This is a genomic window from Micromonospora sp. NPDC048871 (genome assembly GCF_043198155.1).
Lineage (GTDB): Bacteria > Actinomycetota > Actinomycetes > Mycobacteriales > Micromonosporaceae > Micromonospora.
Genome location: NZ_JBICUM010000007.1, coordinates 192,579 through 212,176 on the forward strand (window position 1 = coordinate 192,579; position 19,598 = coordinate 212,176).

Annotated in this window: 19 protein-coding genes and 1 tRNA gene; 8 read left to right on the forward strand and 12 right to left on the reverse strand. The window is 71.3% G+C overall.

What is annotated here, in order from left to right; all coding sequences use genetic code 11:
- Positions 1 to 112 precede the first annotated feature (112 nt).
- Positions 113 to 1,915, reverse strand: a complete 1,803-nt coding sequence (locus ACGFIK_RS18135; protein ID WP_393340304.1) for a potassium channel family protein — start codon at positions 1,913 to 1,915, stop codon at positions 113 to 115.
- A 94-nt stretch (positions 1,916 to 2,009) separates the two neighbouring features.
- Between ACGFIK_RS18135 and ACGFIK_RS18140 the strand changes: the two genes are divergently transcribed.
- The 3 genes from ACGFIK_RS18140 to ACGFIK_RS18150 all read left to right on the forward strand — a co-directional run bounded on the left by ACGFIK_RS18140 (position 2,010) and on the right by ACGFIK_RS18150 (position 4,837).
- Positions 2,010 to 2,489, forward strand: a complete 480-nt coding sequence (locus ACGFIK_RS18140; RefSeq protein ID WP_327027390.1) for an MSMEG_6728 family protein — start codon at positions 2,010 to 2,012, stop codon at positions 2,487 to 2,489.
- Between the two features lie 108 nt (positions 2,490 to 2,597).
- A complete protein-coding gene (locus tag ACGFIK_RS18145) occupies positions 2,598 to 4,124 on the forward strand; it encodes an FAD-dependent oxidoreductase (RefSeq protein WP_327023831.1) in 1,527 nt (508 codons plus the stop codon).
- A 269-nt stretch (positions 4,125 to 4,393) separates the two neighbouring features.
- A complete protein-coding gene (locus ACGFIK_RS18150; RefSeq protein WP_327023830.1) occupies positions 4,394 to 4,837 on the forward strand; it encodes an HNH endonuclease in 444 nt (147 codons plus the stop codon).
- A 71-nt stretch (positions 4,838 to 4,908) separates the two neighbouring features.
- On the opposite strand, the gene ACGFIK_RS18155 is transcribed toward ACGFIK_RS18150, so the two are convergent.
- Together ACGFIK_RS18155 and ACGFIK_RS18160 are read right to left on the reverse strand one after the other, a co-directional pair.
- Positions 4,909 to 5,676, reverse strand: a complete 768-nt coding sequence (locus tag ACGFIK_RS18155) for an enoyl-CoA hydratase/isomerase family protein (protein ID WP_327023829.1) — start codon at positions 5,674 to 5,676, stop codon at positions 4,909 to 4,911.
- A 157-nt stretch (positions 5,677 to 5,833) separates the two neighbouring features.
- Positions 5,834 to 5,910: transfer RNA gene (locus ACGFIK_RS18160), tRNA-Thr, on the reverse strand.
- A 317-nt stretch (positions 5,911 to 6,227) separates the two neighbouring features.
- On the opposite strand from ACGFIK_RS18160, the gene ACGFIK_RS18165 reads away from it, so the two are divergent.
- The gene (locus ACGFIK_RS18165; RefSeq protein WP_327023828.1) at positions 6,228 to 7,319 is read left to right on the forward strand and encodes a sn-glycerol-3-phosphate ABC transporter ATP-binding protein UgpC; all 1,092 of its coding nucleotides are present in this window, start codon (positions 6,228 to 6,230) and stop codon (positions 7,317 to 7,319) included.
- Between the two features lie 60 nt (positions 7,320 to 7,379).
- Here the strand turns inward: ACGFIK_RS18165 and rlmB are convergent, their stop codons facing one another.
- A complete protein-coding gene (rlmB, locus tag ACGFIK_RS18170; RefSeq protein ID WP_327023827.1) occupies positions 7,380 to 8,501 on the reverse strand; it encodes a 23S rRNA (guanosine(2251)-2'-O)-methyltransferase RlmB in 1,122 nt (373 codons plus the stop codon).
- Positions 8,501 to 9,916: a cysteine--tRNA ligase gene (gene cysS, locus ACGFIK_RS18175; RefSeq protein ID WP_327023826.1), complete on the reverse strand. Its 1,416-nt coding sequence runs from the start codon at positions 9,914 to 9,916 to the stop codon at positions 8,501 to 8,503. The genes rlmB and cysS overlap by 1 nt, the downstream gene beginning before the upstream one ends.
- 135 nt (positions 9,917 to 10,051) lie before the next feature.
- On the opposite strand from cysS, the gene ACGFIK_RS18180 reads away from it, so the two are divergent.
- Together ACGFIK_RS18180 and ACGFIK_RS18185 are read left to right on the forward strand one after the other, a co-directional pair.
- Positions 10,052 to 10,687 carry a helix-turn-helix domain-containing protein gene (locus tag ACGFIK_RS18180; protein ID WP_327027389.1) on the forward strand — a complete coding sequence of 212 codons (636 nt, stop codon included), beginning with the start codon at positions 10,052 to 10,054 and terminating at the stop codon, positions 10,685 to 10,687.
- 289 nt (positions 10,688 to 10,976) lie between these two features.
- Positions 10,977 to 12,005, forward strand: a complete 1,029-nt coding sequence (locus ACGFIK_RS18185) for a hypothetical protein (RefSeq protein ID WP_393340307.1) — start codon at positions 10,977 to 10,979, stop codon at positions 12,003 to 12,005.
- Between the two features lie 148 nt (positions 12,006 to 12,153).
- Here the strand turns inward: ACGFIK_RS18185 and ACGFIK_RS18190 are convergent, their stop codons facing one another.
- The 3 genes from ACGFIK_RS18190 to ACGFIK_RS18200 are packed head-to-tail and all read right to left on the reverse strand — an operon-like array spanning position 12,154 to position 15,321.
- Positions 12,154 to 13,830, reverse strand: a complete 1,677-nt coding sequence (locus ACGFIK_RS18190) for a S8 family serine peptidase (protein WP_327023824.1) — start codon at positions 13,828 to 13,830, stop codon at positions 12,154 to 12,156.
- A gap of 35 nt (positions 13,831 to 13,865) precedes the next feature.
- Complete coding sequence (locus ACGFIK_RS18195) at positions 13,866 to 14,348, reverse strand: HAD hydrolase-like protein (protein ID WP_327023823.1); 483 nt, start codon at positions 14,346 to 14,348, stop codon at positions 13,866 to 13,868.
- A gap of 13 nt (positions 14,349 to 14,361) precedes the next feature.
- Complete coding sequence (locus tag ACGFIK_RS18200) at positions 14,362 to 15,321, reverse strand: EamA family transporter (protein WP_327023822.1); 960 nt, start codon at positions 15,319 to 15,321, stop codon at positions 14,362 to 14,364.
- An 83-nt stretch (positions 15,322 to 15,404) separates the two neighbouring features.
- Between ACGFIK_RS18200 and ACGFIK_RS18205 the strand changes: the two genes are divergently transcribed.
- Complete coding sequence (locus tag ACGFIK_RS18205; protein ID WP_327023821.1) at positions 15,405 to 15,950, forward strand: CGNR zinc finger domain-containing protein; 546 nt, start codon at positions 15,405 to 15,407, stop codon at positions 15,948 to 15,950.
- Between the two features lie 73 nt (positions 15,951 to 16,023).
- On the opposite strand, the gene ACGFIK_RS18210 is transcribed toward ACGFIK_RS18205, so the two are convergent.
- Genes ACGFIK_RS18210 through ACGFIK_RS18220 form a run of 3 tightly spaced genes read right to left on the reverse strand, consistent with a single transcriptional unit; the run spans position 16,024 to position 17,406 of the window.
- Positions 16,024 to 16,419, reverse strand: coding sequence for a TIGR03618 family F420-dependent PPOX class oxidoreductase (locus ACGFIK_RS18210; RefSeq protein ID WP_327023820.1), 396 nt, complete (start codon positions 16,417 to 16,419; stop codon positions 16,024 to 16,026).
- Position 16,420: 1 nt separating this feature from the next.
- Positions 16,421 to 16,603: a DUF397 domain-containing protein gene (locus ACGFIK_RS18215; RefSeq protein WP_126711351.1), complete on the reverse strand. Its 183-nt coding sequence runs from the start codon at positions 16,601 to 16,603 to the stop codon at positions 16,421 to 16,423.
- On the reverse strand, positions 16,594 to 17,406 hold the full coding sequence (locus tag ACGFIK_RS18220; RefSeq protein ID WP_327023818.1) for a helix-turn-helix transcriptional regulator: 813 nt from the start codon (positions 17,404 to 17,406) through the stop codon (positions 16,594 to 16,596). The genes ACGFIK_RS18215 and ACGFIK_RS18220 overlap by 10 nt, the downstream gene beginning before the upstream one ends.
- A gap of 255 nt (positions 17,407 to 17,661) precedes the next feature.
- Here ACGFIK_RS18220 and ACGFIK_RS18225 point away from each other — a divergent pair, with 255 nt between their 5' ends.
- Positions 17,662 to 17,946 (forward strand): hypothetical protein, encoded by a 285-nt coding sequence (locus ACGFIK_RS18225; RefSeq protein WP_327023817.1) that lies wholly within the window; start codon positions 17,662 to 17,664, stop codon positions 17,944 to 17,946.
- A gap of 222 nt (positions 17,947 to 18,168) precedes the next feature.
- Here the strand turns inward: ACGFIK_RS18225 and ACGFIK_RS18230 are convergent, their stop codons facing one another.
- The gene (locus ACGFIK_RS18230; RefSeq protein WP_327023816.1) at positions 18,169 to 19,578 is read right to left on the reverse strand and encodes a class II fumarate hydratase; all 1,410 of its coding nucleotides are present in this window, start codon (positions 19,576 to 19,578) and stop codon (positions 18,169 to 18,171) included.
- Positions 19,579 to 19,598 lie beyond the last annotated feature (20 nt).

Here is a 19,598-nt window from a genome sequence, read left to right on the forward strand (position 1 = left end):
TGCCGCACCCGGGCTCGCCGTCCGACCCCACCACCAAGCACGGCCGCACCTTACTCCGCGCCCGGCAGCGGCGAGCGCACCGGCTCACGCTCCCGCCGGGACAGGTGGAAGCTCACTCCTCGGTCTCTCTCGGCAGCGGCGGTGTCCCGACCGCGATCTCCTCCTCGGGCGGGGCGGCCTCGCGGAGCAGGGCGTTCAGGCCGGCGCGCCGGGCCACCACGGTCAGCCGGTCCCCGGCCACGATCACCAGACGGTGATCGGGCGACCAGTCGTAGCGCTGGCCGGGGCGGGCGTGCGCGAGCAGCCGTACGCTGCCGGCCTTGCCGACGGCGGCCAGCGGGCGGCCGTCGAGGGCCGAACCGGCCGCCACCGGGACCTCGGTTACCAGTAGGGCGTGCCGGCCGACCGGGATGGTGGCGATCACCGCCCGGTCCAGCAGGGCGGCGGCGAACGAGGGGGCGGCCAGGTAGGAGACGCTGCGGGAGGTGCCGATGCCGAAGGCCCGCTGCACCCGCTCGGCGAAGTGGCCGTCGAACAGCCGCAGCACCACCCGGAGTTGATCGTTGAGAGTGCGGCCGTTGAGCGCGGCCCGCAGGTTGGCCCCGTCGTCCGTGGAGACCACCACCAGGGCCTGGCAGGTGGCCACCGAGGCGGCCCGCAGGGTCTCCTCCTCGGCGGCGTCCCCCACCACCAGGGGTACCCCCAACCGGCGGGCCAGCCCGGCGCCCCGGGCGTCCCGGTTCTTGTCGATCGCCACCACCTCGACGCCGAAGTCGTTGAGCTGGGCCATCACCCGGGTGCCGATGTTGCCCAGGCCCACCACCACGACATGCCCGGACCGCTCGGGCAGGATCCGCCCGGTGTGCAGGGCCAGCCGGGCGTTGACCACCCCGTCGACCACGACCGCTGTGATCAACGGGATCAGGGCCAGCCCGGCCAGGTTGAGGATCACCTGCACGACCTGTTCGGCGCCGCCTTTGGCGGTGTCCGGGTCCTGCCCGGTGAGGGTGGTGACCAGGGTCAGGTAGAACGCGTCGGCCAGGCTGACGTGCGCCGCGTTGGCGTACAACCCGCCGAGTAGCCCGACCACCGCGAGCAGCAGGATGACCGTGATGCCGATCTTGCGGGTGGCGAAGCTGCGGATCGCCCGCAGCACGGTGGTCACCGGCCGACGCCGTCGACGTTGTCGGCGCGCCCGGGCCAGCCGGCGGGCGGCCAACTCCGTGCCGACCGGCCGACCGGCGGCCTCGGCGAGCACCAGATCGGCGGCCCGGTCGTCGGCGGGCAGCACCAGGTCCTGCTGCGGATCGCGGGTGTCGGCCACCGGGCAGACCACCTCGCTGGGGCGTACGTCCTGGCGGCGGGCCAGGTAGAGGGTGCGACCGCCGTGCCGGAAGTGGGTGGGTGCGACCTCACCGAGGGCGGCGGCCACGAAGGCCGGGGCGGCTATCGAGGCGTCCGACAGCACCGCCGAGTCGGGGAAGATCTGCCGCACCCCGTTGGCCAGGCCGGTGTTGAACATCCGCACCACCAGGCGCAACCCGGGCTCGACTTCCTGGGCGCAGAGGGCGGCGTGCATGTTGCCCACGTCGTCCTGGTGCAGCAAAGCCAGCCCGGCCGCCCCGGCCAGGTTGGCCCGGCGGAAGGTGTGCTCGTCCAACCGGTCGGCCCGGATCACCTCGACGCCGGGCAGGTCCCGGCCGTCGGGAGCGGGGGAACGCTGCCGGGTCGGCACGATCAGGGTGATCCGCAGCCGCCCGGCCTGCGGTTCACTGCCCCGCAAGGCGAGCACCACCCAGTAGGCGAGGGGATCCTGACCGCAGATCACGTAGTGGGCCCGGGGCTCCCCGTTGACCCGCAACCGGCGGCTGGCCCGCAGGGCCCGATCGAGCAGCGGCTCCGCCATGACCGGCATGGTAGTAAGCCGGTCGCAATCCGCGCAGCCCCGCGACGATCATGATCGTCGACCGGTCGGCATGGGCCGGGCCGTGGCGGGTAGGCCCTGCGACATGCAGACCTTCCTGCCGTATCCGGACTTCCTGGCCAGCGCTCGGGCCTTGGACCAGCGTCGGCTGGGCAAGCAGCGGGTCGAGGCGATCCAGGTGCTGCGCGGGCTGACCCGGCCCGGTTACGGCTGGCGCAACCACCCCGCGGTGAAGATGTGGGCCGGGTACGAGGAGGCCCTGACCCGCTACGGGCTGGACGTCTGCGAGGTCTGGTGTGCCGCCGGCCGGGCCGACACCTGCGCCGTCACCCTGGCCGCCGACCTGGCCACCGCCTGCGGCATCGAGCAGGTCCGCTCCCAGCACGAGTTGGCCGTGGCCGGGGAACTGCCACCCTGGCTGGGCCGCGACGATCTGCATCTGAGCCACCGATCCTCGCTGATCCGCAAGGACCCCGACCACTACCGCCCGATCTTCGGCGACCAGGTACCCCTGGACCTCGAATACGTCTGGCCCCCCTCCGACCGCCCCCGCCGCTGCCTTTGAGGTGCAAGGAAGGGCCCCCTGTTAACGCCTGGCGAGGTGAAAGGGCCCCTTGTTAACACGCGACTGTTTCCGACATCTCCGGCACACTGTGGAGTCAGGGGGTGTCCGGTGGCGCTGTCGCAGGTGGTGGGTCGGCTTCTCGGCGTACGTCCGTACCAGGTCCAGCCCGGCGGGGGTGGTGCGTCCCGGGTGCCGCAGCCGGTGACCGCCCTGGTCGTCGGTGGCGGAATCGCCGGTGTGTCCGCTGCGGTGGTGCTCGCCGAGCGGGGTGTCGAGGTGACCGTACTGGAGGCCGCCCCGACCCTGGGGGGTCGGCTGGGGGCCTGGCCACAGACCCTGGCCGACGGCACCCGACAGGTCAACGAGCACGGCTTCCACGCCTTCTTCCGGCAGTACTACAACTGGCGGAACATCCTGCGTCGGATCGACCCGAAACTGCGGTTCCTGCGGCCGGTACCCAGCTATCCGGTGCTCAGCGCCCAGTGGCCGACCGAGGAGTTCGGCCGGCTACCACCCGCCCCACCGGCGAACCTGCTCACCCTGCTGGTACGCAGCCCCAGCCTGCGGCTGCGGGACCTGCGCGGGATGGACCGGGACGCCGCCCTGCCCCTGCTCACCTACGACCCGGTACGCACCTACGCCGAGTTCGACGAGCGCACCGCCGACGATCTGCTCACCTCGTTGCGCCTGCCGGACCGGGCCCGCGCGATGCTGTTCGAGGTCTTCTCGCACTCGTTCTTCAACCACGAGGCGCAGATGTCGGCCGCCGAGATGATCGCCCAGTTCCACTTCTACCTGCTCGGCAACCCGGAAGGGCTGGCCTTCGACTGCCCGGAGGACGACTACGCCACCACCATCTGGGGCCCGCTGACCCGACATGTCGAACGCCACGGGGGTCAGGTGGTGACCGGAGTTGCGGCGACCGGGCTGCAACGCACGGACACCGGCTGGCAGGTGACGACCACCGAGGGGGCGTACCAGGCCGGGCAGGTGGTGCTCGCCGTCGACCCGGCCGCCCTCGCCGCGCTGGTCGCGGCCTCCCCCGGCCTGGCCGACACCGCGCCGCAGCTGGTTGCGGCGATGCCCGGGTACGGCGAACCCGGCCCGCCGTACGCGGTGGCCCGGTACTGGTGCCAGGGGGATGTCGCCGCCGCACGGGCGATCTTCAGCGGGGTCACCCGCCAGTCCACCCTGGACTCGGTGACCCTCTACCACCGGCTGGAGCAGGGCAGCCGACGCTGGGCCGAGGAGACCGACGGCTCGGTGCTGGAACTGCACGCGTACGCCTGCGAACCGGACGTGCCCGCGACGGAGCTGGCCGGGCGGATGTGGGCCGAGTTGACCACCCTCTGGCCGGAGGTGGGGCGGCTGCGGGTACGGGAGCTGCACGCCCGGGTGGAGGCCAAGGCGCCCGCCTTCGCGCCGGGCAGCCATGCCCGACGGCCCGGGGTACGCACCGACGCTCCCGGGCTCTACCTGGCCGGCGACGGCATCCACACCGACTTCCCCAGCGCCCTGATGGAACGGGCCGCGGCGACCGGCATCCTCGCGGCCAACCACATCCTGCGCGCGGCCGGCGCGGCCACCGAACCCCTGCGGTCGGTCCGCCCCCGGGGCCTGCTAGCCCGGCGCTGACCGGCCGTATCGAAATGCGTTGCCGTCGCCCTCGGGCCACCCCTACCGTGAACGCGCAAGGTCAACCGCCGTTCACGGGAGCACTCATGTCGATGCCGCATTTGGTGCCGTCGTGGCTGCCCGGTACGGCTGGCCTGGCGGAACACCCCCGGGGTGGCCGACCCGGCTGACGCGTACCCGTACCCGTCGAGCCGCCCACCCGCCCTGGGACCGGGCGGCTCGTCGCTGTCCGGCCCGTACGTCCGTCACCGCCGTGGAGGGAGAAGCCGGTGTACGCCGTCCTCGTTGTCAACGCCGATCTCGGCCCGCTGCACCGGGTCACCGTTCCCCATGCGATCCGGATGCTCTGCCGTCGGGTCGCCGAGATCCACGAGGCCGTACCGGACCAGGTCATCGGGGTTTTCCCGGTGCCCAGGGTGGTCCGGCTGGTGCGGTACGTGGTGACCCGCTGGCGGTTCACCTCCGGCCCGGCCTGGTCCCGGGCCGGGGTGCTGGCCCGCGACGCCCGCTGCTGCGCCTACTGCGCCGGGCCGGCCAGCACCATCGATCACATCCTGCCCCGCTCACGCGGTGGCCGGAACACCTGGAAGAACACGACGGCCGCCTGCTACGCCTGCAACCAGCGCAAGGGCGACCGTACGCCGACCGAGGCGGGGATGCCGCTGCGGCGGGTGCCGGTCGTGCCGACCTGGGCGGCCCTGGCCGGGGGGTGAGGGACCGGGCCGGCGGGAACGGGGGGCGGCGTCGGATTCCCGGCGTGGCACCCGCCGGCCCTCCCGATCGGTCAGCCTGCGGGCGGAGGGCTCCAGGTGAACCGGGGCGGGCGGCGTTCGTGGAAGGCGGTGATGCCCTCGCGGGCCTCACCGCTGGCCCGCACCTGCCCGTACCACCAGTCCACCCGGGCCTCGTCGGCCCGGTCGTCGACGATCTCCTTGGCGGCCACGACGCTGAGCTGGGAGCGTTCCACGATCGTGGCGGTCAGCCGGTCGATGCGGGTGGCCAGGCGGTCCCCGGGCAGCACCTCGTCGACCAGGCCGATCCGCAGCGCCCGGTCGGTGTCGATCAGCTCGCTGGTGAACAGCAGATGCTTGGCCGCCGCCGGGCCGACCAACCGGGCCAGCCGGCGGGTGGTGGGCGCCGGGTAGACCAGGCCCAGTCGGGCCGGGGGCACCCCGAATCGGGCGTCGGCGGCGGCGATCCGCAGGTCACAGGCGACCGCCAGCTGACACCCACCCCCGACGCAAGCACCCCGGACGGCCGCCACGGTGGGCTTGGCGAAGGCGGCCAGACGCTCCTCGGCGGCGACGGCCACAGCGGCGTCGCCGGTGGAAAGCTGCTCATCCAGGTCGGCCAGGTCGGCACCGGCGCAGAAGGTGCCGTCCGCCCCGGTGAGCACCAGAGCGCGTACGGCCGGGTCCGCCTCCAGGTGATCCAGCAGTACGGGCAGTTGCCGCCACATGGCCAGGGTCATCGCGTTGCGCCTGCCCGGATTGCGGATCACCACCGTGGCCACCTGATCCGACACCGTCACGGTCAGCTCCGCGTCCGCCACTGCCCACCACCCCTCCGGCCGGGTCCAGGTCCTGCCACAAGGGCTGCTGCCCGGGTACGGCGACGATAGCGGTGCCGCCCGGCCGCCCGGCCGGGCAGGGAGCGTCACGGCCGGGCCACCGAGGTGTCAGCTCGGTGGGCCGCGCACGTGGTACGGATGGAGCCCCCGGCCGGGATCGAACCGGCGACATCCCGCTTACAAGGCGGGTGCTCTGGCCAGCTGAGCTACAGGGGCAGTGTCCGTGGTCAGCATAGCGACCGACGTCCGGTTTTCCTCCCCGGCAGGGGTCCCGAGCACGGGAAACGTCAACATCTTGACCTGCGAACGTCGATTCGTGTCCGACCGTGCCCGACTGACCGGTATGCGTATGCCGTCCGTCCCATCCAGGGTTCGACACCTTGGCAGCGCGGCAAAAGCCGTTTACCGTGCAGTGACACGGACGACATGGGATTCATCTCATGGCGGCCGTGGCGCCGGTGCTCCCTAGCACCGGTCGCTCCTTCACTCGGATCGTCCGGCACGTTCCTGCCGGTGAAAGGATGCACCCCCTCATGGCTACGGTCACCTACGCGAAGGCGTCCCGGATCTACCCGGGCACCGAACGCCCCGCGGTCAACCAGCTCGACCTCCAGATCGGCGACGGCGAGTTCCTCGTCCTGGTCGGTCCCTCCGGCTGTGGTAAGTCCACCAGCCTGCGGATGCTGGCCGGTCTGGAGGACGTCGACGACGGCGCGATCTACATCGACGACCGGGACGTCACCCACCTGCCGCCGAAGGCCCGCGACATCGCGATGGTCTTCCAGAACTACGCCCTCTACCCGCACATGACGGTGTACGAGAACATGGCGTTCGCCCTCAAGCTGCGCAAGACCTCCAAGGCGGAGATCGACCGGCGGGTCAAGGAGGCGGCGGCGCTGCTCCAGCTGGAGGAGTACCTCAGCCGTAAGCCCAAGGCCCTCTCCGGTGGTCAGCGCCAGCGGGTCGCGATGGGCCGGGCCATCGTCCGGGAGCCCCAGGTCTTCCTCATGGACGAGCCGCTGTCGAACCTCGACGCCAAGCTGCGGGTGCAGACCCGTACCCAGATCGCCTCGTTGCAGGCCAAGCTCGGCATCACCACGGTCTACGTGACCCACGACCAGGTCGAGGCCATGACCATGGGTCACCGGGTGGCGGTCATGCTCGACGGTGTGCTCCAGCAGGTCGACACCCCGCGGGCCCTGTACGACACCCCGGCCAACGTCTTCGTCGCCGGCTTCATCGGCTCCCCGGCCATGAACATCAAGACGGTCCCGCTGACCGAGCAGGGTGCGGCCTTCGCCGAGATGTTCATCCCGCTGACCCGCGAGCAGGTCGAGGCGGCCAATGCCGAGGGCGGTGCCGGCAAGGTGACGGTCGGTTTCCGGCCGGAGGACTGCGACATCGTCAGCCCGACCGAGGGCGGCATGCCGGTCGTGGTCGAGCTGGTCGAGGACCTCGGTTCGGACGCCAACGTCTACGGCCACGCCGCGCTGGACGGTGCCTCCGAGCGGTTCGTGGTGCGGACCGACCGGCGGACCATGCCGAGCATGGGCGAGACGATCTTCGTCAAGCCGCGTGCCGGCCAGAACCACGCCTTCCACGCCACCACCGGCAAGCGCATCTGAAGTAGCAACTGACAAAGGGGCGGCCCGGCGGGCCGCCCCTTTGTCATCCTGCGCTTGGCGTCAGCTCTCGGCGGCTCGGCGGCGGGCGACCTCGGCGAGAGTGACCGCGGCGGCCACGCTCGCGTTCAGCGACTCCACCTCGGAGATCATTGGGATGCTGACGGTCAGGTCGCAGGTCTGCCCGACCAGCCGGGACAGGCCCCGACCCTCCGAGCCGACCACCACGACCAGCGGGCCGACCGCAGCCTCCAGGTCGTACAGGTCGGTTTCGCCGTCGGCGTCCAGGCCGACCACCATGAAGCCGGCGTCCCGGCACGCCTTCAACGACCGGGTCAGGTTGGTGACCTGGGCCACCGGCACCCGAGCCGCCGCACCGGCGCTGGTCCGCCAGGCGGTCGCGGTGATCCCGGCCGCCCGCCGCTCCGGTACGAAGACACCCTGGGCGCCGAAGGCGGCGGCCGACCGGATCACCGCGCCGAGATTGCGCGGATCGGTCACCCCGTCCAGGGCCACCAGCAGCGGTGCCGGCTGCTCCAGCGCGGCGGCGACCAGATCCTCGAAGGGCTCGTACGCGAACGGCGGCACCTGGAGGCCGACCCCCTGGTGCAGCACCCCCCCGGTCATCCGGTCCAGTTCGGTGCGGCTGACCTCGAGGATGGCGATGCCCCGGTCGGCCGCCGTACGGATGATCTCGTTGATCCGGTCGTCGGTGTCGATGCCCTGGGCGGTGTAGAGCGCGGTGGCCGGCACTTGGGCGCGCAGCGCCTCCAGCACCGGGTTACGGCCGACCAGCAGCTCCGGGGTGTCCTTGGACGGGTTCGACTTGCGCCCCGGCGCGACCCGGGGACCACCACGTCCGGCCGGCTGCTTACCGCGTACCGGCTTCGGGGTGGGGGTACCCCGACCGCCGCCCCGGCCCCAGGTGGTGTCCTTGGTGCCCGGCTTGCCGATCTTCGGGGCCCGACCCTCCTCGGCCGCCGCCCGGCGCTCCTTCTCCTGCTTCCAGGCGGTGCGCTGGGGCACCTTCTCCGTACCGGAGTAGGCCTTGTGCCATGGCCGCTCGTCGGCGGGCAGGGTACGGCCCCGACCGGCGAGGGCGTCCTTGTTCTTGCCGCCGGAGCCCTTGGGTGCGCTCGACTTCGAGGCCACCCGTCGGCCACGGCGTTGCGAATTGCCGGCCATCAGTCATGCTCTCCAATTGTCCAACGCGGGCCCTGTGGGGTGTCCTCGACCGCCACTCCGGCCCGCTTGAGTTGGTCCCGCAGCGCGTCGGCGGCAGCCCAGTCCTTACGGACCCGGGCCTGCGCACGCTGTTCCAGAGCCAGGGCGACCAGGGAGTCGACCACCCCACGGAGGTCGCTCGCCCGAGCGCCGCCGGTCCACGCCGGGTCGAGGGGGTCGACCCCGAGGATATCCAGCATCGCGCGGATGCTGCCGAGCGCCGTGCGTACGGTCACATCGTCCCCGTCGGCCACCGCGCTGTTGGCGTCGCGCAGCAGGTCGTGCAGGACGGCCAACGCGGCCGAGGTGTTCAGGTCGTCGTCCATCGCGGCGGCGAAGGCGGCCGGCAGTTCCCCGAGTTCACCGGGGCCCACCCGTTCGACGGCCCGCTGCACGAAGCCCTCGATCCGCCGGTACGCGACGGCCGCCTCGCGCAGCGCCTCCTCGGAGTAGTCGATCCGGGAGCGGTAGTGCGCGGCCACGTAGTAGTAGCGCAACTCGACCGGGCGCACCCCAAGATCGGCGACGTACGCCAGATCGAGGGCGTTGCCCAGCGACTTGCCCATCTTGGTGCCACCGATGCCGAGCAGCCCGTGATGCACCCAGTAGCGGGCGAAGGGCAGGTCGGCGGCCTGGGACTGGGCCAACTCGTTCTCGTGGTGCGGGAAGATCAGATCCAGCCCGCCACCGTGGATGTCGAACTCCGCCCCCAGGTACCGCCGGCACATCGCCGAGCACTCGATGTGCCAACCCGGCCGGCCCCGCCCCCACGGCGAGGGCCAGTAGGCGTCCGCCGGCTCGTTCGGCTTGACACCCTTCCAGAGCGCGAAGTCGCGGGGGTCCCGCTTACCGCGCTCGGGGGCCTCGCAGTCGGACTGCATCTCGTCCGGCGACTGGTTGGACAGGGCACCGTACGCCGGCCAGGAACCCACGTCGAAGTACACGTCCCCGGAGTCGTCGGCGGCCGGGTAGGCGTGCCCCCGCTCGATCAACTCGGCGATCAGTTGATGCATCTCCGGAATGTGGCCGGTGGCCCGAGGCTCGTAGGTCGGCGGCAACACGTTCAACGCCCGGTACGCCTCGGCCAGCTTCAACTCGTTGGCGTACGCGATGGACCAGAACGGTCGTCCCTGCTCCTGCGCCTTGACCAGGATCTTGTCGTCGATGTCGGTCACGTTGCGGATGAAGGTGACCTCGAACCCGGCGGCCAGCAACCAGCGACGCAGCACGTCGTAGTTGACCCCGGAACGAAGATGGCCGATGTGTGGCGGCGCCTGGAGGGTGAGCCCACACAGGTAGACCCCCACCTTGCCGGCTTCCCGCGGGACGAAGTCCCGCACCGATCGGGTGGCGGTGTCATACAAGCGAAGCGTCACCATACAAGGGTAGCCGTCCGTCGTTTTCCCGGTCGGCCGGAGCCGGGTCGTACGCTGCTGATCGTGACTTCCCCCGCGCCTTTCGGCACCGACCCGCCCACTCCCGCCACCCCCGGCGCCGAGGGTGGGGCGACGATCGCCGGTGGAGAGACCTCGCAGACCCTGGACCGGGGCCTGCGCCTGCTGCACCTGGTAGCGGACGCCCCCGGCGGACTCACCGTCACCGAAGCGGCCAACCGCCTGGGTATCGGGCGGGCGGCGGTCTACCGACTGGTGGTCCCGTTGACCCGGCACGGAATGCTGCGCCGGGACGCCGACGGTCGACTCCGTCTGGGAGCCGGGGTGCTGCACCTGGCGCGACGGGCCCAACCCCTGCTCGCCGAAGGCGCCCTGCCGGCCCTGCGACGCCTGGCCGAGCAGGCCGGGGCGACCGCCCACCTGACCGTGGTAGAGGGCGGCGAAGGAGTGGCCCTGGCCGTGGTAGAGCCGAGCTGGACCTCGTTCCATGTGGCATACCGCACCGGGGCCCGGCACCCCCTGGAACGCGGTGCCGCCGGGCAGGCCATCCTCGCCGGCCGGTCCGGCGCCGCCGGCCCGGTGAGCACCGTCGGCGAGTTGCAACCCGGGGCGTACGGGGTGGCAGCCCCGGTGCTCGGAGTACCCGGCCTGGAGGCGAGTGTCGGAGTGGTAGCCCTCGCCCCCCTGGACACCGAGGCGGTAGGCGCCCAGGTCCTGGCCGCCGCCACCGCAATCGCCACCGCCCTCCGCTGACCCCTCACCCACCCAGGTCTCGGGCCGGGCGGGCCGGGGCGCGACGGGCGGGCTGGCAGCGTTACGGCGGAATGGCGGTATCGGTGGGTGCTGGAGACAGCCATTCCGCCGAAACGGCGGCGAGCCTCCCTCGGTCAGGCCGTGGTGGGGTCGGTGGCAGGGGTTCGCGTGGGGCCTATACCACGGCGGGGCGGTGGCGCGCGGGTTGTCCACAGGGGCCGTCGATCATGGAGGCCATGGTTGTCCACAGGGGTCCCGTAGAGCCGATCGCAGGCCGCACGGTAGAGACATGCCACCTTCCCCGTACCGGCCAGCCACCCTAGCGTGGCAGGTGTTTCGCGGTTCCGAGGCGATCCGCGACCGCCTACTGACCCGGCACCAGCTTCGCGGTGGGGCCTGGGTCCGCCTGATGCACGACGTGTACGCCGACGCACGCCTCGACCGCGATCACGAGTTGCTCTGCCGAGCGGCCTCGCTGCGCCTGCCAGCCGGGGTGCTGATGGCGGGCCCCTCAGCGGCCTACCTGCACGGTATCGAACACGCCGCGACCTTCACCGACGAGGTTCACGTCCTGGCCCCGATGCACCTGCGACTCGGCTCGCAACACGGCATCCGAGTCCACACCCTCGGCCCACGCCACCCGCAGCGCGGCATCCCGGCCCACGCAGCAGTTTCGCGTCCGTCACCGAGCCAAAGCCCAGGCCAACCGCAGCTCTCCGGTCGACCGGGCACCACCACCGAACTGCACAGCCATCAGCCGGCCGCAGGAACCAGGCTGGGGAGAGCACAGCCCTTGCTGCGGTCGGATGCCGTTTGTGCCGCCTGGGAGTGCGCGGTGTGGCTGGAACCCGTGCAGGCGATCGGCATCATCGACGCCATGCTCCGGCAGGAACTGGTCGACTCCGCCGGGCTTGCCGCTGTGGCCAGGGCGAACACGGGCCGCCCCGGAGGTCGGCGGGCCGAGTGGGTGTTCGGTCTGACCGATGCGGGTGCCCAGTCGCCGCCGGAGTCACAGCTGCGGGTCCGGCTGATCCTGGCCGGGCTGCCCCGACCGGTCACTCAGCATCCGGTGCGATCGATCAGCGGGCGGATTCTGCATCCGGACCTGTCCTGGCCGGAATACCGGGTGGCCGTCGAGTACGACGGGCACCGGCACAGCGATCCCGAGCAGCTGCACCTCGACCGCCAGCGGATCAACCAGTTGATGGCCGCCGGCTGGCAGGTGCTGCACGTGACCAGCCGACGCCTGCACCGCGACTTCCCGGGACTGGTACGGGAGGTCCGTACCGCCCTCGTCGCCGCCGGCTGGCGCCGCTGACCAACCCAGGCGCCACCCGTGGACGCAACCCCAGCCGCCTCGGCCTCCAGCAGGGGGGTGATCCACTCCGTCACGGCGAAGTGGCGGTCACCCAGCACCCGGGTAACCGCCACTTCGGCGAAACGGTGAATCAGACCTTCCCGCGAGGCTAGCGGCGCAGCGGGGTGGTCACGGCGGCGTAGGCGTCGATGATGCCGTGGCCGTAGAAGCCGTTGAAGGAGGGTGAGCCGGCGCAGTAGGCGTCGAACTCGGGCGAGCGGCCCTCGTTGGTGTAGGTCTGCAACCTGGGCTCGGGGCAGGCCCGCTCGGCGGCCGTGCGGTACAGGTGCCGCTCGACCACGTCGGGCGCGAGGCCGAAGCCACCCCGGCCCTGCGGCTTGCCGTACCGGCTGACGATGAGCGCGGCCACCCCGGAGGCGTGCGGTGCGGCCATCGAGGTGCCCTGGAGGTACGTGTAGTAGGCGCACTGCCGGTTGGCCTTGCACTCCTTGAACACGAAGGTCTCCGCGCCCGGCACGATGTTGCCGTCCTCGTCGACCGTGCCCTCCTCCTGGAGGACCCTCAAGGGGTACGTGGACAGGATCATGTTGGCGTCGGTACGGAAGGTGTCCGTGCCGAAGCCGTCCCGGAACCATCCGCCCGGGGCGGCGATGGCGGTCTGCTCGGTGCCGTAGTTGGAGTAGTCCGCCTTCTTACCGGAGGGCCCGACCGACGCGACGCTGATGACGTGCGCCCCTTCGGTGGGCAGGTTCCAGCAGCTGTTGTTGTCGATCTCGCGGGGGTACGGCGCCACGTCCCCGTAGTTCGGGCTGGAGATGTCCGTACGCGGGTCGCCCAGGTCCTCGTGGTTGTTGCCGAGGGCACCGATCAGGGTGACGCCCCGGTCGTGGGCGTAGGTCAGGGCCCGCTTCATGGCCCGGATGGTGGCCTGCTGGGCGGCCTGCGCCTCCGGCGAGTCGGCCGGGTTGGCCGTGCAGTTGTAGAGCCACGGGTCCACGTAGAAGGACATGTTGACCACGTCCAGGCCGGACCGGCCGGCGTGCAGCAGGGCGTTGACCACCGGGTTCAGGAAGAAGTAGCCGGCGTCCTGGCCGCCCTTGAGGTTGACCAGGGAGACCTTCGGGGCCACCCCGGAGAGGCCGAAGCCGTTGGCGGCAGCGCCGATGGTGCCGGCGACATGCGTACCGTGCCCGCCGTCGTCCGTGCCGACCGGGTCCAGGCAACTCGGCACCTCGCAGGGCCCGTCGATCTCGGGGATGTCGGGGGCGAAGTTGCGCGACAGGGCCCAGTTGAAGTTCGGGGCGATGTCCGGGTGGCTGGCATCGACGCCGGTGTCCAGGACCCCGACGGTGACCCGACGATCACCCGGCTCGATCTTGCGCGCCTTGTCGGCCCGGATCATCTCCAGGCCCCAGAGCTTGTCGTCCAACGGGTCCAGCTTCTTACCCCGCTGCTTGCCGGCCCCCTTGGCTGCGGCTGCCAGCAGGTGCTCCTGCTCGACCCGGTCCAGCTTGGGCTTGCGGCCGATGGCCTTCTCCTCGGCGGCGCCGATCAGGGCGGCGGCAGCGGTCGCCTTCGTCGCGAAGTCGGCCCGGTCGCTGGTCACCTGGAACACACCGACCTCGTCGGTACGGGACACCACGGTCCCGCCGGCCGACCGGATCGCGGCGATGGCGGCGTCGGCGGAGACCCCGTCCTCCGCCACCACGGTGAAGGTCCGGGCAACGCCGGACGGCTCGGCACCAGCGGGCACGCCCAGGCCGGTCACCGTGAGTGCCAGTGCCGCCGCGGTCGCGACGACACCGACGGTGAAGCGCTTGCTCACCACATCGAATCCTCTCGTTGAGGGACGTGGCGTCATCAGACATCAACGCATGACGTTTCGCCAGACCGGTATCCGCTAGGAATTGAAAAGTCTGCTTCGCCGGAAAGGCCGACCAGGACAGCGGGCAGCTCGGCAAGGGAGCAAACTGCCGCATCCGGCAGCACCTCAGGGGGAAGCGACTCACCCCGCCGGTTCAGCCAGACCGCCCGCAACCCGGCCCGCTGGGCGGCGACCACGTCGAAGGCAAGGTTGTCGCCGACCAGCTCGTCCAGGTGGCCGTCTAGGCCCGCCCGGGCCAAGGAACGGGCCAGTGCCGTTCGACGGATCTCCCGCACCGGAGCCGAGGCCAATTCGCCGAAGACGGCGTCCCAGTCGCATTCCAGGTCGGCGAGCGACACCTCGGCCGCCGCCGGGGTGCGGCGCCGCATCTCGTCGAGTACGGCCACCAACCCGCCGGTGACGGCCGGGCGCAGGTCGAGCAGGGTCTCGTCGGCGTCGAACACCACCGCGCTCAGCATGTCGACCAGGGTGTCAGGTGAGGGCCGGTTCCGCCGCCTTCGGCTGCTCGGGGAGGGCGGGCGCGCGTAGTTCGTCGATGCGGACCAGCGCCACCCCGGCGACGATCAACGCCCCGCCGAACAGTTGCACCACCGTGGGCAGTTCACCCAGTACCAGCCAGGCGATCAGCACCGCGAACATCACCTCGGTCAGCCCGACGAAGGATGCCATCCGGGCGCCCAGGACCCGGGTGGCGGCGATCCCGGCCAGGTAGGAGATCACCGCGGCCACCAGGACCAAGCCGGCGATCGGCACCAGCCAACTCATCTCCTGCCCGCCGAACTGCACCGTGCCGAAGTCGGCCCGCAGCGGCAGGACGCCGACCAGGCCGAGCAGCAGCAGCACCCCGGCACCGACCGCCATGCCGCCACTGGCCATCACCACCGAGGGCAGGGCGGAGTCGACCCGTCCGGCGAGTACGAAGTAGCCGGCCAGGCCGACCGCCGCGCCCAGTCCCCAGAGCACGCCGATCGGGTCGAGTCGGCCCGCACCGGTCAGGTCGAGCACGAAGAACAGGCCGGCCAACGCCGCCACCGAACCGGCCACGGTCAGTCGACGCGGGCGCTGCCCCTGCACCAGCCAGGTCCACCCGACGACCAGGATGATGCCGAGATATTCCAGCAGCAGCGCCACCCCGACCGGCAGATAGCGCACCGCGTTGAAGAAGCAGACCTGGGCGACCGACACCCCCAGCACCCCGAAGACCCCGATCGAGGCCAGGTTGCGGCGCAGCACCGGCCACCGGCCCCGCATGATCAGCAACGCGGGGGTGGCCAGCACCAGGGCGGCCAGGCCGACCCGGGCGATGACGACCGACTCGGCGGACCAACCGGCGTTGATCAGGGACCGGGCGAAGGTGCCCGAGGTGGCGAAGGTGACCGCGGAGAGCAGGGCCAGCGCTAGGCCGGCACCGGCAACGGGTGATTGACGCATGACTCTCCTTGGCACGGCACCGCGACATCGGCAAACTAGGGTTACACCGATGACGCTAGAGTCGGGCCACGACAGGAGTCAAGTTGCTCTTCGCTCATGACACCGAGTGTTCCCTGATCGCCGCCGCCGCGCTGGTCAACACCGCCGGCCAGGGCGGTGAAGGGCTGCCCGACGTGGAGGCCCTGAGCGCCTTCTTCACCGCCCACGCCTACACCGGAAGACACGAACACACCGAGACCGAACTGCGGGCGGTACGCGCCCTGCGCCCCCGGCTACGCCGGATCTGGTACGCCGACATCGACGAGATCGTCTCGATCGTCAACGGGCTGCTCCGCGAACACCGGGCCCTGCCCCAGCTCATCACCCACGACGACGAGCCGTATCACCTGCACGCCGTGCCCCGCGACGCCCCGCTGGCCACCAGAATGGCGGTGGAGGCGGCCATGGCGATCGCCGATGTGGTGCGCGGCGGCGAACTGCGCCGGTTACGCACCTGCGAGTACCCGGACTGCGACAACGTGCTGGTGGACCTGTCGAAGAACCGGTCCCGCCGATTCTGCGAGGCCGGCTGCGGCAACCGGGCCGCAGTCAACGCCTACCGCGCCCGCAAGGCCGCCGCCCGCCCCTGACCCCGGCGACTTTGGGTACGTTTCTTGTCGCCGGAGCAACAACAAACGCACCCAGATCCGCCCGGCGGGGCGGTCAGTGGGCGCGCCCGGCCATCAGCCAGCGGGTCACCGCGATCCGCAGCAGCACGTACCGTCCGTCCGGGCCGTCCACAGTGACATCCCATCCGTCGTACCGATGCCGCAGGCCCTCGACGACGGCGGACGGGAACGGCTGGCGCACGATGCTCGCCTGGCCTTCCGCGACGACCGGCGCGTCCCCGTCCGGTAGCGCCAGCGAGACCCGGGGGTCGGCGGCGATGTTGCGGACCTTGCGGTTGCGCTCGGCCGTGCCGATCCACCACTCGTCGTCGAGATACAGGAACCAGACCGGCGTCAGGTGCGGCGACCCGTCCGGCCGCAACGTGCAGAGCCAGACCACGCGCTCCCGATCCAGCCGCTCCAACACCTCCGCGCCGGGAGAGGTGATCACCTCAGCGCGGCGGCGCGGCGACGAAAACCCGCCAGGCGTACGCCTCGAAGGTCAGCACCGCCCCGGCCGCATCCTTGCTGTCCCGCACCCCCACCACCCCCGGCACATTCGTAGCCACCTCGACACAGTCGTTCGACTGCGCACTACGACTGCTCTTGCGCCACCGGGCACCGGTCAGTTCCATGACTCGGCCACTTCCCTCATCAACTCGATCGACTGGGTAGGCGTGTACGCCTCGCCGAGGCAAATCTCCCACACCTGCCTCAGGAGATCGAGATCCGCCGACCGGTCCACTTCCTGTCCGCCGATATGACTGCCGAGGAAGGCGCTGTCGGTGCCGTCCCTCGCCGTGGTCAGCAGGAAGGGGCCGCCCAGGCCGGGGTGCTCCGCCGCCGTTTGCGGGATGACATGTAGCCGCACCCGGGGATGTTCGCTGGCGACCTGCACGAGGTGTGACACCTGCTCGGAGATGATCTTCCGGTCTCCGACACATCGGCGGATGGCCGCCTCGTCGATGATCGCCACCAGGTGGGGTGAGGAATCGCCGGACAGCACCGCTTGGCTGTCCATCCGCTCCGCGAGCCGCCGCTCGACCTCGGCGGCGTCCAGCAGGTCACCGGCCTCGAAGACGGCACGGGCGTAAGCTGGCGTCTGGAGCAGACCGGGCACGTAGAGCGGCTCATACCAGCGAAGCTTCGCCGCCTGCTCGATGATCGCCTGCGCTCCCCGTCGCCAGACCTGGGCCTTGTCGAGGGCTACCAGATGGGTGAGCATTCGGCCGTAGAGGCCGCCGGTGTCCAGGGCCTTGTCGAACTGTTCCAGGTACTTCGGGGTGGGCGGCTGTTGACCCAACTCCACCGCGCTGACCATCGACGGCGAATAGTTCACGGCCTTGGCCAGATCCTCCTGACTCCAGCCCTGCCGAGCCCGCGCCCGACGTAGCTCCGCGACCAGGAAGGCCGCCGCTGTCAGCTGTCCACTCGCCATCTCCAGCCGCCCTCCAGGAACCGGTTGATCGACTACAGCGCACCGCCACCGGCAACCCGGCCCGGTCACAGTGGGCCTCGGACAGCACGGTCAAACCCTTCCGACCGTAACGGTGTGCTCAGCAGACTGTGCGCAGCGACGCTCGCCGCTCATTCCCCCGAGAGGCGACGTCGAGGTGGGACCGCCCCGCTCCCCCGGCCGGGCGGTCCCATCGCCGGGGGCCATGACGAGTCCGCTCTACCGGAAGGCTGCGCCATGCCGACCCCATCCGCCGAGGGACCGGTGACGCGCCCTCACCTGCCGTTGCGTCCACTGTGGCTGTGCCGGGTCTGCGCGGCACCCTGGCCCTGCGCCACGGCACGACTCACGCTGATCGCCGAGTACGCCCACGACCGGATCGCACTCAGCGTCTACCTCTGCGCAGTCCTGCACGAGGCCGTCGCCGACCTGTATCGCCTCCACCCGGACGACGGCCCGACCCCGGCCGCGCTCTTCGCCCGCTTCCTCGCCTGGGTACCGCGCCCCCGAGGCGAACCGTGACCCACTGACCATGGAAGCCGGTGGTGGCGGTCAGGACCGGAGTGCTGGTTGCTGACGGGACAAGGGCGACCCGCTCGCCGGACGTCGATCAGCAGGCAGGTGGGTGATAGCACCAACGGTTCAGCTCGACAGCAGGCCGGACCCGGACCTCAAGGCCGGTGACCGACGCCTGACGGGCCACACCCGCCAAGGGCATCGCACCCGGTGCCGCGCTTCCGACGCTCAGGGGTGGGTCATCCGGAGCAGGTCCAGGGCCTCCTCCAACTGGACCTCGGTGAGCTTGCCGGATTCGAGGTGGCCCCGGGCGATCACCACCTCCTTGATGGAGGTCTGCTTGGCCAGGGCCTCCTTGGCGATCGAGGCGGCCTCGTCGTACCCCAGGTAGCGGTTGAGGGGGGTGACGATCGACGGCGAGCCCTCGGCGTACGACAGGCAGACCTCGGCGTCCGCGACCAGGCCGACCACGCAGCGGTCGGCCAGCAGGCGGCTCGACGCGGCCAGCAACCGGATGGATTCCAGCAGGTTGCGGCCCATCACCGGGAGCATGACGTTGAGTTCGAAGTCGCCCTGCGAGCCGGCGAAGGCGACCGTGGCGTCGTTGCCGATCACCTGCGCGCAGACCTGCCGGACCGCCTCGCAGACCACCGGGTTGACCTTGCCGGGCATGATCGACGAGCCGGGCTGGAGGTCGGGGATGCGCAGCTCACGCAGGCCCGCCCGAGGGCCCGAGCCCATCCAGCGGATGTCGTTGGCGATCTTGTAAAGACCGACCGCGACCGTACGCAGCTGACCCGAGGCTTCCACCAGGGCGTCCCGGGCGCCCTGGGCCTCGAAGTGGTTGCGGGCCTCGGTCAACGGCAGCCCGGTGGAGTCGCGCAGCTTCTCGATCACGGCGGCGGCGAAGCCCAGGGGGGTGTTGATGCCGGTGCCGACCGCCGTGCCCCCCAAGGGCAGTTCGGCCAGCCGGGGCAGGGCCCCCGCCAACCGCTCGATGCCGTAGCGGATCTGGGCGGCGTACCCGCCGAACTCCTGGCCCAGGGTCACCGGGGTGGCGTCCATCAGGTGGGTACGCCCGGCCTTGACCACGGTCTCGAACTCACCGGCCTTGGTCTCCAGGGCACCGGCCAGGTGGTCCAGGGCCGGAAGCAGGTCCCGGGCGACCGCCTCGGTGGCGGCCAGGTGGATCGAGGAGGGGAAGACGTCGTTGCTGGACTGGGAGGCGTTGACGTGGTCGTTGGGGTGCACGTCCCGGCCCAGCTCCCGGCTGGCCAGGGTGGCGATCACCTCGTTGGTGTTCATGTTCGAGGAGGTGCCGGAGCCGGTCTGGAACACGTCGATCGGGAACTGGTCGTCGTACCCGCCGTCGGCCACGTGCGCGGCGGCTGCCGCGATCGAGGCGGCCACGGTCGGGTCGATCACCCCCAGCTCGCCGTTGACCTCGGCGGCCGCTCCCTTGATCCGGGCCAGCGCCCGGATCTGGGCGGGCTCGATCCCCCGACCCGAGATCGGGAAGTTCTGCACCGCGCGCTGGGTCTGGGCCCGCCACAGCGCCTCGGTGGGCACCTCCACCTCGCCCATCGAGTCGCGTTCGATCCGGTAGCCCGTGGTCTCTGGAGTCGTCACGCGTACCATCCTGCCGCGCCGACCGCGGA